Annotated in this window: 7 protein-coding genes; 5 read left to right on the forward strand and 2 right to left on the reverse strand. The window is 31.1% G+C overall.

Annotated elements, in window-relative coordinates; genetic code table 11:
• Window position 1: 1 nt before the first annotated feature.
• Both CW731_RS13820 and CW731_RS13825 read right to left on the reverse strand, forming a co-directional pair.
• Window positions 2-3,037: an aminotransferase class III-fold pyridoxal phosphate-dependent enzyme gene (locus CW731_RS13820; protein ID WP_100947276.1), complete on the reverse strand. Its 3,036-nt coding sequence runs from the start codon at window positions 3,035-3,037 to the stop codon at window positions 2-4.
• A complete protein-coding gene (locus CW731_RS13825; protein WP_232734680.1) occupies window positions 3,038-5,038 on the reverse strand; it encodes a trehalase family glycosidase in 2,001 nt (666 codons plus the stop codon).
• Window positions 5,039-5,287: 249 nt separating this feature from the next.
• Here CW731_RS13825 and CW731_RS13830 point away from each other — a divergent pair, with 249 nt between their 5' ends.
• From CW731_RS13830 to ade, 5 genes are all read left to right on the forward strand, one after another.
• A complete protein-coding gene (locus CW731_RS13830) occupies window positions 5,288-6,970 on the forward strand; it encodes a transcriptional regulator (protein WP_100947277.1) in 1,683 nt (560 codons plus the stop codon).
• A 121-nt stretch (window positions 6,971-7,091) separates the two neighbouring features.
• On the forward strand, window positions 7,092-10,184 hold the full coding sequence (locus CW731_RS13835; RefSeq protein ID WP_100947278.1) for a TonB-dependent receptor: 3,093 nt from the start codon (window positions 7,092-7,094) through the stop codon (window positions 10,182-10,184).
• A gap of 12 nt (window positions 10,185-10,196) precedes the next feature.
• Complete coding sequence (locus CW731_RS13840; protein WP_100947279.1) at window positions 10,197-11,735, forward strand: RagB/SusD family nutrient uptake outer membrane protein; 1,539 nt, start codon at window positions 10,197-10,199, stop codon at window positions 11,733-11,735.
• A gap of 237 nt (window positions 11,736-11,972) precedes the next feature.
• Window positions 11,973-13,343 carry a saccharopine dehydrogenase C-terminal domain-containing protein gene (locus CW731_RS13845; protein WP_100947280.1) on the forward strand — a complete coding sequence of 457 codons (1,371 nt, stop codon included), beginning with the start codon at window positions 11,973-11,975 and terminating at the stop codon, window positions 13,341-13,343.
• Window positions 13,344-13,461: 118 nt separating this feature from the next.
• Window positions 13,462-15,084 (forward strand): adenine deaminase, encoded by a 1,623-nt coding sequence (gene ade, locus CW731_RS13850; RefSeq protein ID WP_100947281.1) that lies wholly within the window; start codon window positions 13,462-13,464, stop codon window positions 15,082-15,084.
• Window positions 15,085-15,126: the final 42 nt, after the last annotated feature.

Below are 15,126 nucleotides of genomic sequence, written 5' to 3' on the forward strand. Positions count from 1 at the left end.
ATTATTTATTTTGTAGTTTCATAAAATCTTCCTTTAGTATTTTTCTTAGATAAAACAGCACTTCTTTTGCATTTTCTCTTGTAAATACAATTGGAGGTTTAATTTTTAAAACATTGTAATCGATACCATCTGTACTCATTAAAATACCATGATCTTTCATTCTGTTTGCTAAATAATCGGTTTGTTTGGCTAGGGGATTTAAATCTGCATCCACCAATTCAATTCCTAAAAACAACCCTTGTCCGCGAACATCACCAATAATTGGAAATTCTTTAGAAAGTTTATTTAATTCAGCTTTAAAAAATTCGCCAACTTCTAACGCATTTTCTTGTAGTTTTTCGTTTTTTACAGTTCTTAGAACCTCAGTAGCAATAGCACAAGAAACAGGGTTTCCGCCAAAGGTGTTAAAATATTCCATTCCGTTAGCAAACGCATCAGCTACTTTTTGTGTGCAAGCTACTGCGGCAATAGGATGTCCATTTCCTAAAGGTTTACCGATAGTAACAATATCTGGAATTACGTTATGTAATTGGAAACCCCAAAAAGTTTTACCCATTCTACCACAACCTGTTTGCACTTCATCTGAAATACAAATCCCGCCAGCTTCTCTAATTTTATTATATACTTCTGTTAAAAAACCTTCTGGTAATTCTACCTGACCACCACAACTTATGATGGGTTCGATAATAAAACCACCAATATTTCTACCTTTTTGTTTGATATTGTCAATACACTTTACAACTTCTTCTACGTATTTAGATGCCGCATTTTTACCTCTATACTTTCCTCTAAAAGCATCTGGTAAAGGGAATATTTGTGTGTGTTCTGGTGCTCCATTTCCGCCTTTTCCATCAAATTTATAAGAAGAAATATCAATACACATATTTGCATTTCCATGATAACCAACCTCACTAGCAATCATATCTTTTTCTCCCGTAACGGCTTTTACCATTCTTATAGCCAGTTCATTTGCCTCACTTCCAGAATTCACAAAATGCAAAACATTTAATTCTGGGGGTAACGTTTCAATTAATTCTTTTGCTAATGCATTAATATTCTCGTGTAAATACCTTGAGTTGGTATTAATTAATGCCATTTGTTCTTGACCTGCTTTTACAACATTGTAATGTTCATGACCAACATGTGCAACATTATTTACAGTGTCTAAATATTTTTTTCCGAATTGATCTATTAAATATTGACCAGCTCCACGAACCATTTTAATTGGAGTATTATATTGAAGGCTTAGACTTTTACCTAAGTGTTGTTTTCTATACTTAATGATTTCATCATTAGAAATAGCCGTGTTTTCATGTAAGGCATCTGATTTGAAAAGTAAGTTAGGGTCTGGACAAACACTTTTCCAAACATCAATCTGATTTAAATAAGCAACACCAGGGAAATCTACTTTAGAATCAAATAAAGATAACAGTATTTGAAAGTGTAAATGCGGTGCCCAATTTCCGTTTTCAGGATAATTTGCCAATTCAGTAATTTTTTCCCCCTTTAAAACCTTGTCGCCAATTGTATGTTTTAAAGTACTTTCTATTGTGTTATGCCCATATAAAGTATAAAATTCAAAAGCTGATGTTTTGTGTTTTAAAACCACCAAACCACCATATTCTTTTTCTCCAGCATCATTTACAGCAATCACTATTTCTCCATCAAAAAGTGCGTGAACTGGTGTGAGTTTTGGTAACCAAAAATCTAAACCTAAATGAATACTTCTACTTTCCTTACCATAATTTCCAATTTTATCATATGTGCTAGAAGTGTACAAAGCTCTTGGTTCTAAATAACCACCTGCTAAAATTTTAGTTGGAATTTCTTTTTGTAATTGATCAATTTTAAACTGAAATAAATCTAAATTATTAAAATTTTCTTGATGCCCAATCCATTTGCTAGAAACACTTAAATCTAAATGATGCACTTCATTTTTATTGATAGTAGGAAATAAATCAGAAAGTAGAAAATTGTTCTCTAGAGTCCATTTTTTGAATATTTCTTCATTAGGATGTGCAACAAAACCACAAGCAGCTCTAAAAGAATACTCAGCAAAATCAGGATGAATACTTCTCCATTTCTTTAAGACTTCCCAAGCAGATTTTTCACTAATTAATAAATATTCATTATTTGGCTCTTCAATTTTGTTAATAGCAGATTTTGTAACAGAAATAACTAGTCGCATTGCTATTGCGTTGTACAAATGTTTTAGCTCATTTTCTTGTAAAGGAAAAGTAGAATGATATCCTTTTATTATATCTAATGAAGCAGCCAGCGCATCATTATGATTCATAACTGCATAGGCACAAGTAATTGCTAAATCATTAATTATTTGTGTATCAATTGCGTCTCCATAATCAATAGCAGCTTTTACTTTAGGGTTGGTGAGCTCTTCTGAGACAATTACATTATTGTCATTTGCATCATTATGAACTACAGATTTTCTTAATGCACTATACGCTAGTTTTTTAGCTTCAAACTGTTTTTGAAAATAGGTGATAACCTCCTTATCTTCACCAGAAAAAAGTTGAATGTGTTTTTTTGTCCATAAAGATTGTGCAACATCCCAAGCAAATTCTCTTGTTGCTTTTTTATGTTTAAACCCTTGTAAAGCTGTGGTTAATAAACCACATTGCTTTCCTAAACTAAAGCGTAAACTGTCTAACTGTGGGTTTACAGAGCTCCAAACTCTCCCAGAAATCCAAGTTAATAAACGAACTTTTCTTTCGTTTCCAAAAGCATCTTTAATTGTAGAAATTGATGCACCATCTCTATCTTTAATTACTTTAGGAGCAATTAAATGTTCATTATTTGAATCAATATATTGTAATAGTTTTTGTTGAAAATCTAGATAATCAATATCTTCATTCGGACGAGATATTTTTAAAATAAACCCTTCAGAATTTTCAACTTTAATTCTAAAATTAAAATCAATTTCACCAGGAAGTTTAGAAGCTTTCCCTTTAAGATTATAAAGGCTAAAAATAATTTCCTCTGCTTGTTGTGTTTCTATATTTATTTGATTGTAATTCATTTAATTTTTTTGTAATAACATAATTATATGAGCTGCACTCCAACTAAAATTTTCAGCATTCAATCCTTTACCAGTTAAAGGATGATAATTTTCTCTAATAGATTTTCCTTTGCCTAAAATACCTTCAGCCCCTTTTAAGATTTGAATAGTTGCTTTATTAGCGGCTTCATTAAAACCATAATTGCGTAAACTTTCTACACCAAAATACGCTTGATCTAACCAATTTGGTCCACGCCAATACCCGTTTAAAGGATTAAATTTTTCGTGATCTGCACTCATTGTTTGAAACGGAACTTTTGTATAGAATTTGGTAGGGTTCATCATTTTATTTTTTACTGCTTCCGCTTGTTCTTGGGTTGCAGCATTTGCCCAAAGTGCTGTCCAACCTTCACTACCTTCTCCTTTAATAAAAGTTTTCCCATCTAAAGAGGTGTCGTAAAACCAACCATCATTCACGTCATAAAACTGTGTTTGAATTTTAGCTTTTAAAATATCAGCTTCTTTTGTTAATTTTTCAGCATCTTCATTTTTTTCTAAAACAGTAGCTAGTTTTGCTAAAAATATTTTTTCGGCATACAGATACGCATTTAAATCTACAGATTCTTGATCTAAAGAATATGCACCTTCGCTATTTTTTAAAATCTTAGAATCATCAAAACGAATAGCATTGTCCATTCCACTTTCCCATTTTGCTGCAATTAAAGTACCGTCTGTAGAGCCATATTCACACAAACCATCTTTGTCGTGGTCTCTTTTTTTGTACCAAAATTCATGATATAATTTTAATTTAGGATACATATATTTAACAAACTCAATATCTGTATCTTTTTCATAAATTTTAGCAACTGCCCAAACAGATAAAGGTGGTTTTGTATCTCTATAATTGTGTTTTTCAATTAAAGTATCTCTGTATACACAATCTACAACAAAACCGTCTTCGTTTTGAAACTCGAACATTAATTTCATTTGTTTCTTTGCTAAATTTGTATTGTGAAAAGACAACCCAACAGCATGTTTCCAAGAATCCCAAGACCAAAAACCGTTAAACCATTTATAATGATAACTAGGAAACAAACCTTCTTGTTTTACTTCACCAGCAGCAATTCTCCAATTATTCTGTAAAGTTAAATGTGCTTTTGTTAAAACTTCGGCATAAATATCTTCAGAGAATTGTTCTTTTCTGTTTTCAATTAACGATTCTAATTCTTTGTTTTTTTCTGCTTTTCGTTTTTCTAGTATAGTTTGAAAATTTGAATCTTGAAGCGACTTTAACTCATCAGTCCATGAATACTCTTTAAAAATAAAAGTTTGTGAAATGGTAAATTCAGTTGTTTCGTTTGGTTTTAATAGAATTGAAACTTTATTAGAGTTGTAAGTACTGTCTGTAGATTTTAGTTGAACCTTTTTTGGGAAAATAATATGACCAACAGCATCTGTTTTAGAAGATGCAATAGTTAATTGATTCTTGTTTGTTGAAAGAGACAATCCATCAGCCGTTAAAAGTTCGTTTTCAAAATGATAACTTATATTTTGGCTAGATTTACTATTATTTTTTAAGGTTGATTTAATGATTGCTGTATGACCAGAAGAAAAAACCAGTTCTTGTTTTAACTCTAAATTGTCTGATAAAAAAGTTTGTTCTAAATGACTATTATAACTATTTGTAGTGTGAGTTTTCCAGTTATTATCTTCAATTACTAAATTAGTTAATGAAGCACTGCTCCAAATTCCGTTTTGTTGGGTCATTAAAAAAGGACCAGAAAAGCCTGTTATTTCAGAAATAGAATCAGGAAAACTATAACCAAACCAAGCACCTTGGTCTGAAAACATCAATCCAGATTTATCAAATTTGTTTTTAGGGGTAATCTGATAATTTAAAATGTTCTTACTAAAATTTAAATAATCTTTTTGTTGTATTTTGTTTGTTTTGTTTGATTTGGTACAGCAGAAGAAAAATACTAATAAAAACAAAGCGATATATGTAGAGCGTTTATTCATCATTTTTGCAAGATATTTTATTTTGAATGATTACAATCAATTTTAAGGAAAACTCAAAAAATTGAATTTTAATATTTAATTATAAAAGCAAATTTCGATTTTATTTATCAAAATTGAATAAAATTAACCTTTACACTACCTTACACTTTATGTGAAATTGCATTTATTTGTTTGAATTTGTATTATGTTTGGATAATAGAAAGATATTGATGTTTTTTTTAGTAGATATTAAGAAATAATTAAATTTTAGATATGAAAAAAAGGTTTTTAATACTCCTCTTAATAAGTTGTAGCGTGTATTCTCAAAAAAACATCTGGGATGAAAACCCTTATGATTCGCAGTTAGAATTAGATAGCTTATTAACTGTTCTTCCAAAAGCGATAAAGAAAGAAAGGATTCCTTTATTAAACAGAATTGCTGAAATTTATTGGATAGTAAACCCAGATAGAACAATAGAGTATGCAACAGAAGCCTTACAACTGTCTTTAGAGTTTGGTGATAAAAATCAAGAAGGATATGCACTGATTAACTTGTGCCAAGGATACTTGTTTAATAATATTTATGATAAAGCACTAAAGCTTGGGTTGCAATCTCTAGAAGTAAGAAAAGAGATTGGAGATGACTATGACTTAGCATTTACATATCGAACTTTAGGGTGGCTTTATTATGATATAGGCTATTATAATAAGGCGTTAGAATACCATGTTAAAACGCTTAAAATACACGAAAAGATAAAGGATATTCAACGTATCGCTTATAGTTACAACAGTATCGGACTCATTCATGATAAGAAAGAAGATTATTATTTAGCCTTGTCTTTTTTTAAGAAATCTTTATTATTAAAAAAAGAACTTAATAATAAAGGTAGAATTGCAGAAACTATGAAAAATATAGGGGTTTGTTATTCTAAAATAAATGAGCTTGAGTTGTCTAGAGAGTTCTTAGAATCTTCTTTGAAAATTTCAGAAGAGATTAATGATAATCAAATTAAAGTTGAAGTTTTAAATGAACTAGCTAAAGTTTATTTAAAACTTGGTGATTTTAATAAATGTGCCCAATTTCTAACAAAATCTCGATTAATTATAATGGAGTTTGTTGAAAATAAAGAATGGATTATTGATAATGATAAAGAATGGTCTAACTATTATTTAGCAATAGGAGATTATAAAAAAGCATTGAGAAGTTATAAGAAATATGAAATGGGGAAGGCTGAAATATTCTCGAATAATAAAAGTGAAAAATTGACAGAAATGCGAATTCTGTATGAAGCAGAACGAAGTGAATCTGAAATAAAGCTCTTACAGCAACAGCGAAATTTAGAGGCTCAAAAAAAGAAGTACTTATTATATGGTTTTGTGTTATTAATGGTAATAGGGGTTCTCATTGTTTTATCTCTAAGAAATAATATTAAAAAGAAGAAAGCTATTTATACGCAAAGCTCTAAGCTTTCTAAAGAGAAGTTGAAAACACAATCTCTTTTAAGAGAAAACCTTGAGCATAAATTAGATTTTAGAATGAAAGAGCTAACAAATTTGGCATTGTTTATTTCACAAAGATCATCTATATATAAAGATCTTACTACATCGTTTAAAAGTTTAAATTTCACAAGTGTAGATCAGTTAAAAAAAGACATTAATTCACTTATAAAAGAATATACATTTAAATTTGATTTTAATGAAGATATACAGAAATTTCATACAAATGTAGAAACTCTTCAAAGCGATTTCTTATTTAAAATTAAAGAGAAATACCCAAAACTTACAGAGAAGGAAATACAATTATCTGTTCAGGTGAAGCTTAAGCTTAGTTCTAAAGAAATTGCAAATCTTAATAATATTTCTTTAAACTCTGTAGAGATTGGTAGACATCGTTTGAGGAAAAAATTAAATTTAGAGAAAAAAGAAAACCTATTGGAATTTTTACAGAAAATCTAAACTATTAGGTAAAATAGCCTTTATATATAAGTTTTTATTGTTTTGTAAAGGTTAAGTAAAGGTTGTTTTTTGGGGAGGTGTTGTTAATTTTACAATATTTGGATTATAAAATAATTCAATTATGAAGCAAATACAAATTAACTTTAATTACTTATTTCGAGCAAAGCATGTAATGTTGCTTGCGTTTCTTTTTTTAGGAATGTTTAATACTTTCGGACAAACCATAATTGTAAAAGGAACAGTCTCCGACAAAAGCAATAATCCAATTCCGGGAGTTGCAATTACAACGAAAGGAAATGCTACAAAAGGAACAGAAACTGATTTTAATGGAAACTTTTCTATTACAAACGTAAAATCAGGAACAAGTTTAGTTTTTAGTTATTTAGGTTATAAAAGCAAAGAAGTTGTTGTAAATAATCAAACGGTTATTAATGTTGTTTTAGAAGAAGACAGCCAGAGTTTAGATGAAATTGTAGTTGTTGGTTATGGTACTCAAAAGAGAAGTGACGTAACGGGAGCTGTTGGGCAAGTGAAGGCAGAGGAATTAAATAAGGTTGCTGTTTCAGATGCTACTGAGGCTTTACAAGGTAGAGTTGCTGGGGTAACAGTAGTAAAGTCTTCTGGTTCACCAGGTTCTGGTGTAGATATTAAAATTAGAGGTGTAGGTACAAATGGAAATAACCAGCCATTATACATCGTAGATGGTGTACAAGCTAGCTCGTACTTTATAGATCCGAATAACATTGAATCTATAGAGATTTTAAAAGATGTTTCATCTGCAGCAATTTATGGTACAAGGGCAGCTAATGGAGTTGTAATCATTACTACAAAAAAAGGGAAATCAGGTGCGCCAAAAGTAGAGTTTGATTCTTATGTTAGTTTTAATAGTATAAGAAAATCATACAATTTACTTGATGCAGAAGGGTATAAAAGTGTTCATAAACAAATGTTTGAGAATGCAGGAAGTGCTTTACCATCGTTTGTAACTGCGCCAACTGCAGCAAATACAAATTGGTTAGATCAAATTTTGAATGATGCCGTTCAAACAAACTATAGTATTCGAGTAAGTGGAGCGTCAGACAATGTTAACTATAGTTTAGCTGCAAATAAAGTTTCTGAAGAAGGTATTGTGCTAGGGTCAGATTTTGGTAAAAAATCATTGAATCTAAACTTAGGTTTTACGAAAGGTAAGTTTTCTTTAAATGGAGGTGTAACTTATGCTGAAACGAATAGAGAAGGATATAAGTTTTCTTTAAGAGATGCATATCATATTTCTCCCTTAATTCCAATTTACGATACAAATAATACAAGTGGTTATGGGTATGCTACAGATGCATCGATACCAGACCAAGCAAACCCTTTAGCTATAAATAATTTTGTAGAAGGAACTACCAAATTGCAATACAACTTATTTAATGTATCAATGGGCTACGAGCTTTTAGATGGTTTAAACGCTAAGTTAAATGTATCTCAGGCAACTACTAATAATTACTCTTTCGGTTTTTCAAAGCGTTTTCAAGCACAGAGAATTGTAGAAAGTACACATGAGTTTGGTCAAGTAACAGAGTATAATTCTCAATTTAAAAGAACTCAAACGGAAGCTTTGTTAACATACAAGAAAGAAATTGGAAACCATGCTTTCGACATCTTGTTAGGGTATTCTAAAATTTACGAACCTTTCAGAGAAACAAATGCTGTCGCAGATGGGTATAAAACTGTAGAAGGAAACCAAGTATTAGCAGATTTAATTGATCCTAATTTTAAAACTATAAATGCATTCGGAGACGGAACAAGAACGTCTACAGGAACAAATGCAGAATATGCCTTGGCATCACAATTTGCAAGAGTAAATTATTCTTTTAAAGACAGATATTTATTTCAAGCAAGTGTTCGTAGAGATGGTAGTTCTAAATTTGGTTCAAATAAAAGATACGGAACTTTTCCTGCATTTGCTTTAGGTTGGAAAGTAACAGAAGAAGGTTTTATGAAAGATCAAGATATTTTTAGTTCTTTGAAATTGCGTTTTTCATGGGGGCAAGCAGGTAACGATTCGAGTTTAAATTATTATGGCTATTCTCCGTTAATAGAAGTAGGTAAAGATTATAATAATGGAGGTTATGTTTTTGGAGGTACACCAACAAGAGGTGCTATTTCTAGAGATTTAAACAACCCTAACTTAAGATGGGAGACAAATACCTCATCCAATTTAGGAATAGATTTTACAGTATTAGATAGAAGGTTAAGTGGTTCTGCAAATTATTACTCTAGTCTTACTTCAGATTTGTTATTTAGAAGACAAGTAGCACCTTCAGCTGGTATTAATAATCCAATAGTAAATATTGGAGAGTTTAGAAATAGCGGAATAGAATTAGAGTTAGGGTATTCAGATTCTGTAAATGAATTTAAATATAAGGTAAACGCAGCATTTTCAACTACAAAAAATGAAGTAACAAGTTTATCAAATGCAGACCAAGAGGTTTCTGGAGTCGGTTTAAAATATGGTTCAGATCATTATGTAAATAGTACTAGAATTGGTTATGAAGCAGGTGCTTTCTTTTTAACAGAAGCAGCTGGTATTTTTCAAAGTCAAGCAGAAATTACAACACATGATCCTACAGGAACTCTACAACCAGGAGCAAAACCAGGAGATATTCGTTTTGTAGATCAAAACAACGATGGTGCCTTAGATTCAGATGATTTAATTTATGCAGGTACAGGTTTACCAAAATATGAATACAGTTTAAATTTTAATTTTGAATATAAAGGATTTGATACTACTGTGTTTTTACAAGGAGTTGGAGGTAATGAAATTTATGATGGTAATGCTTTTGAAATGCAAGGAATCGATGCTCCAAGAAACTTTACTTCTAATGTTTTAAATGCTTGGACACCTACTAATACAGACACAAATATTCCAAGAGCTGTTTTGGGAGATCCAAATCAGAATAATAGAGCTTCTACTCGTTTTTTACATGATGGAGGGTATTTAAGAGTAAAAACAATTCAATTAGGGTATACTTTATCTGATGAAGTTTTAGAAAAACTAAAGGTAGATAATTTAAGAATCTATGTAACAGGGCAGAATCTATTTACTGCAACAAGTTATAATGGGCTTGATCCTGAAGTTGGAGGAAGTGTATTAAGTCAAGGAATTGATAGAACATTATATCCAAAATACAAATCTGTAATTGTAGGATTACAACTTAAATTTTAAAATATTTTAAAGATGAAAAACATACTTAAATATATAGCAATCATTTTAATAGCATTAAACATCGTTTCTTGTGATGAAGATGATTTTTTAACAAGAGAATCAACAGATCAATTATCATCCAATTTGTTTTGGCGAGACGCTGCAGATGCAAAAGCAGCCTTAACAACTGCGTACTCAGAATTAGAAGCAAGACAAAATTTTTGGGATGGATGGCAAGAAGGACGCTCAGTAGTCGAGTGGTATCGTTCAGATTACATGCTACCAGGAGTAGATGGAAATAATTATGCACATTGGATGTCTATGTTTAACGGAACATATACAGACGGACATACATTTATAAATCTATTATGGAGATTAAATTACAGAGGTTTAAATTATGCAAACCAAGTAATTACAAATGTAGCTTTAATGGATGGAGCAACTATTACAGAAACTGAAAGAAAACACTTTATAGCAGAAGCAACTTTTTTAAGAGCGTACTATCATTTTAAATTATTAACACTCTATAAGCAAATTGTTGTAAGAAAAGGTGTTGTTGAAGAAGCTAATTTAGATAAAGCTTTGTCTACAAGAGTAGAAACATGGGCAGTTATTCTTCAAGATTTTAAAGACGCAGCGGCTAATTTGCCAGTTTCTTACGGGTCTTCTGATATTGGTAGGGCGACTAAAGGAGCTGCATTAGCTTATTTAGGGAAAGCATATTTGCATAAAGCAGGAGATGTTGAGTCTTCAGAATCTGATGATTATAAGAATGCTGCAGATGCATTAGATGCGGTAATGAAATTAACTGCATATAGTTTAGAAGGAAACTATGGAAGCATGTTTGATGGAACGAATCAAAACTCATCAGAATCTATTTTCGAAATACAAATTAATTCGCCGTCTGCAGATGCTTATAATAGAACCAATTTACATAAGTTTATTGGAGACCCAATGTATGATGGTTGGGGAGGTATTGCTGCTACTCAGGCTTTATTAACAGAAATGCAATCTGAAGGGAAAACTTCTACAAATGGTGGTTATGACGAAAGGTTATACGCATCTTTATATTACAAGGGAGATTATTATAATGACAACCCAAACATGCAAGGTTATACTTGGGACTTTTTATCTAACCAGCAGTATGGAAGTGTAGATGCAGTAGACACTAAAGTTTTTCTTAGAAAGTTTATACCTAAAAGTACTTGGGGTGTTTATAATGACGACTTAAATGTGCCATTAATGCGTTATGCAGATGTACTGTTAATGAGGGCAGAAGCTTTAAATGAAAATGCTAATACTGCAGAAGCAATTACATTAATTAATCTTGTTAGAACAATGCATGGTAAAATGCCAGCAATTACTGCGGTATCAAAAGCAGATGTAAAAACTCAAATTATTCATGAAAGAACTATGGAGTTTCAATTAGAATCTTCAAGATTTTTCGATTTACGTAGATGGGGAATGTTAGATGCAGCTATGAATGCTGCCGGAAGATCTCTTAATTCAGCAAACCATGCGTATTTACCAGTTCCATTAACAGAGGTAAAGAACAATTCAGAAGTTAACTAAAAGAATATTATTTTTTCTTCTATTAATATTTTTATTTGAATGTAGAAAAGGGCTTTCAATTATGATTGCCCTTTTTTTAATGAGTTATTTAAAGAGAATTTAAGACTGTTAGATTAAGCTAAATTCATTTTTATTAAATCTATTTGAATTGATATTAATTTGAAGAGGCAACGCTCTAAGTAGTTGCTTAAGATAAATTACACTATTTTTTTTTAAAGGATGAAGATATTTGCTTGAATGAGAAGATGTTTAAGTAAAAAAAAAGATTTAAGAATCAAAAATCATAAAATGAAAAAAGTTTTAATATTGGGAGCAGGAATGGTCGTGAAACCAATAGCACATTATTTGTTAAATAATAATATCGAAGTTACTATTGCAAGTCGCACAAAAGAGAAAGCTGAAAAAGTTTTAGAGGGGTATTCAAATGGTAAAGCAATTCGTTGGACAGTTGATGAATTAGATCAATTAGATGATCTTATAAAAATGCATGATTTAACGGTTAGTTTATTGCCATACACGCATCACGTAACCGTAGCTAAAAAATGTATTCAATTCAAAAAAAATATGTTAACAACATCGTATGTTTCAGAAGAAATGAAGGCATTGGATGCGCAAGCGAAGGCAGCTAATGTTATTATTGTAAATGAAATTGGTGTAGATCCAGGTTTTGATCACATGACGGCAATGGAAATTATTGATAGAGTTCATGATGAAGGAGGAAAAGTAGATGAGTTTTATTCATTGTGCGGGGCTTTGTGTGCTCCAGAGGCATCTAATAATCCTTTTCGTTATAAATTTTCTTGGTCACCAAAAGGAGTTGTAATGGCAAGTAATAATGACGCTACCTACCTTAAAAATAACGAAGTAATTGAAGTGCCAACAGAGAATTTATTTAAAAATCCTCTAAAAATTGACTTCCCAGAAGTAGAGCTAATGGAGGTTTATCCGAATAGAAATTCATTACCATACATAGATATTTATAATATTCCCGAAGTAAAAACAATGTATAGAGGAACCTTTAGATATAATGGTTGGTGCGATTCTTTAGATTTATTAAAAAATTTAAAGTTAACAGCATATAATGTTATAAAGGTAAAAGGGAAATCAGTGGCAAAAATTGTGGCTGAAATAAATAATTTAGATGTTAATAATTTAAAAGAGGAGATAAAAAATAAATTTAATATTAATGATAATCATTTAGGGTTAAAAGCTATTGAATGGTTGGGTGTATTAGATTCGAATAGAATTATAACCCAAGAAAATAGTTCTACATTTGATATTATTTCTGATTTAATGATAGAAAAAATGATGATGGACGCGTCGGAAAGGGATATGGTAATTATGCAGCATATTTTTAATATATCGAAGAAAAATGGAGAAAAGGAAACCATTACTTCTAGAATGATAGATTATGGAAATAATAAATATACTTCAATAGCTAAAACAGTAGCGCTACCAGCAGCAATGGCAGTTAAGCTAATATTAGATGGTGTAATTGTTGGTAATGGAGTTCAAATTCCAATTAAAAAATCAATCTATGCTCCAATTCTTGGGTTACTTAAAAAAGAAGGAATCTGTATGATAGAAACAAGGGAGGAGCTTATCTAGATAATTTGGCGACAGAATTTATTCTCTTATAATGTTTAAAAAGGCTTCTATTTGTTTCAAGTCAAGTGCCTATTCATATAATCTTTTCTTTGTAGATTTGTGGTAAATAATTTCAAGGATGATTGTACAAGGAAATATTGTTGATATACAAAATAAACGAATTTTTAAAGGAGAAGTCGAGGTTAAAAACGGCAAAATTTTAGAAATTATAGAAGCAGATCACAAGCAAGAAAACTTTATTTTACCTGGTTTTATCGATGCACATATTCACATAGAAAGCTCTATGTTGGTACCTTCAGAATTTGCAAAAATTGCCGTTATTCATGGTACTGTTGCAACGGTTTCAGACCCACATGAAATTGCCAATGTTTTAGGTGTAAAAGGAGTCGATTTTATGATTGAAAACGGAAAGAAAGTTCCGTTAAAGTTTAATTTTGGTGCTCCGAGTTGTGTTCCAGCAACTTCTTTCGAAAGTGCTGGCGCAATTATAAATGCAGATGATATTAAGTTGATGATGGAAAATCCTGATATTAAATATCTTGCAGAAATGATGAATTATCCTGGTGTTTTATTCGACGATGAAGAGGTTTTAGCGAAAATTCAGCATGCAAAAAATAACAACAAGCCAATTGATGGTCACGCTCCAGGTTTAAGAGGAGAAGAGGCAACGAAATATATTTCTGCCGGAATTTCTACAGATCATGAGTGTTTTACATATGATGAGGCTTTAGAGAAGCTTCAAAAAGGAATGAAGATGATTATTAGAGAGGGGTCTGCGGCAAAAAACTTCGAAGCTTTGATAAATTTATTGCCAGAACATTTCGAAAATATGATGTTTTGCTCCGACGATAAACACCCAGATGATTTGTTATTAGGACATATCAATCAGCTTTGTGAAAGAGCAGTAGCAAAAGGAGTTGATGTTTTTAAGATCTTACAAGCAGCTTGTGTAAACCCTGTAAAACATTACAATTTAGACGTTGGTTTGCTAAGTAAAGGAGATGATGCCGATTTTATTTTGGTTGATAATTTAAAGGAATTCAATGTTTTAGAAACATATATTAGTGGAGAATTGGTTGCTAAAAATGGAGAATCTTTTATCAAATCGGTTCCTTTTGAAGTGTTGAATAATTTTAATACGGATACAAAAAAAGTTGAAGACTTTAGATTTGAGTCGTCATCAGCAAAAATTAGAGTTATAGAGGCTCTAGATGGCGAATTGGTTACGAATCAAATTGAAGCAGATACTTTAATTATAGATGGTAATTTAGTATCTAATGTTTCTACAGATGTTTTAAAGATGACGGTTGTAAATCGTTATAAAAATGAGGTTCCAGCAATTGCATTCATCAAAAACTTCGGATTAAAAGAAGGTGCGATTGCAAGTTCTGTTGGGCACGACTCTCATAATATTATTGCCGTTGGTGTTTCTGATGAGGCAATTTGTAAGGCAGTGAACTTAATAATCGAGAATAGCGGAGGAATTTGTGCTGTAAATGATTCTGAAGAAAAAATAGTTTCTTTACCCGTTGCCGGAATTATGTCTGATTTATCTGCAGAAGAAGTAGGAAAGGCGTATGCAGAATTAGATACAATGGCGAAACAAATGGGAAGTAAATTAAGAGCGCCATACATGAGTTTGTCTTTTATGGCGTTGTTGGTTATTCCTTCTTTAAAATTGTCTGACAAAGGTTTATTTGATGGAACTTCTTTTAAATTTACTTCGTTAGAAATTAACTAAAAATTTATTTTTAGTCTAGAGGAAATAGAGGTTAAATTGTTT

The sequence above is a fragment of the Polaribacter sp. ALD11 genome, from assembly GCF_002831685.1.
GTDB lineage: Bacteria > Bacteroidota > Bacteroidia > Flavobacteriales > Flavobacteriaceae > Polaribacter.

Bases quoted from the DNA above. Each gene is read 5' to 3' on its own strand.
- CW731_RS13825 (WP_232734680.1), bottom strand. From the start codon at position 5,038: ATGATGAATAAACGCTCTACATATATCGCTTTGTTTTTATTAGTATTT.
- CW731_RS13845 (WP_100947280.1), top strand. From the start codon at position 11,973: ATGAGAAGATGTTTAAGTAAAAAAAAAGATTTAAGAATCAAAAATCAT.
- CW731_RS13840 (WP_100947279.1), top strand. From the start codon at position 10,197: ATGAAAAACATACTTAAATATATAGCAATCATTTTAATAGCATTAAAC.
- ade (WP_100947281.1), top strand. From the start codon at position 13,462: ATGATTGTACAAGGAAATATTGTTGATATACAAAATAAACGAATTTTT.
- CW731_RS13820 (WP_100947276.1), bottom strand. From the start codon at position 3,037: ATGAATTACAATCAAATAAATATAGAAACACAACAAGCAGAGGAAATT.
- CW731_RS13830 (WP_100947277.1), top strand. From the start codon at position 5,288: ATGAAAAAAAGGTTTTTAATACTCCTCTTAATAAGTTGTAGCGTGTAT.
- CW731_RS13835 (WP_100947278.1), top strand. From the start codon at position 7,092: ATGAAGCAAATACAAATTAACTTTAATTACTTATTTCGAGCAAAGCAT.